The 1241-nt window shown below is 58.3% G+C and carries 1 protein-coding gene; it reads left to right on the forward strand.

Annotated elements, in window-relative coordinates:
* On the forward strand, window positions 1-1241 hold a 1241-nt coding region (locus AC3B8H_RS21495; RefSeq protein WP_488443541.1), incomplete at both ends, for an ATP-binding protein.

Consider the following 1241-nt stretch of genomic DNA (forward strand, 5'->3'; position numbering starts at 1 on the left):
CGCCGTACCGATGGCGATCTCCGTTGGATTCTGGGCGCGGGACGATTCGGTATAACCCGAGCCGATGGCAAGCAAATCGCTCTAGGCATCATCCAAGACATCACCGACAGTAAGCGCGCTCAGGAAGAACTCAAGCAACACCGGGAACATTTGGAAGCGTTGGTGGCCGAACGCACCGCCGAGCTGGAAGCGGCTAAAGCGCTGGCGGAAACCGCGAATCACGCCAAGAGCGCTTTCCTGGCCAACATGAGCCATGAAATCCGCACGCCGATGAACGCCATTCTCGGGTTGACCCATTTCCTACTGCGCGATCAACTCCACCCGATTCAATTCGAGCGCATCGCCAAGATCGACGCGGCCGCCCGGCATCTGCTATCCATCATCAACGACATCCTGGATCTGTCCAAGATCGAGGCCGGCCACCTGATCCTGGAAAACCTCGACTTTCCGTTAGCCACCATACTGGAACAGGCCCACCATTTGATCGAAGAACAAGCACGCGCCAAGGGTTTGGCGGTGGAGATCGACACCGACCATGTGCCGGCTTGGCTAAAAGGCGATCCAACCCGGCTGCGACAAGCCTTGCTGAATTACATTAGCAACGCCGTGAAATTCACCGAACGAGGCGCGATCAGTTTGAGCGCGCGTCTACTCCAAGAGAATGCCCAAGGTTTGTGGTTACGGTTTGAGGTTAGGGACACCGGCCCCGGCATCGCGCCGGAAAAACTGACCACCCTGTTCAACGCCTTCGAGCAAGCCGACGTATCCACCACCCGCAAATACGGCGGCACGGGTTTGGGGCTCGCAATTACCCGGCGTTTAGCCGGATTGATGGGTGGGGAAGCCGGCGCGGTAAGCCAACCGGGCACCGGCAGCACCTTTTGGTTCACCGCGCGCTTGCAGCGCGGCCTGGAGCAAACTATTCCGAATACCGGTATTTCTCCGGAGTCGGCGGAGGCCGAATTGCGGAACCGGCATGCCGGGGCGCGCTTACTTTTAGCGGAAGACAACCTGATCAATCGGGAAGTGGCATTAGAGCTGTTAAGCGGATTTGGTCTGATCCTGGATACCGCGAATGACGGACGCGAAGCAGTCGAGAAAGTCCGCAAGCAATCGTTCGATCTGATCTTGATGGACGTGCAGATGCCCGAAATGGACGGATTGGAAGCCAGCCGCATCATCCGCGGCTTGCCGGGCGGCGACCAAATCCCTATCCTCGCGATGACGGCGAATGCCTTCGA

The organism is Methylomonas sp. BG-2 (assembly GCF_057766305.1).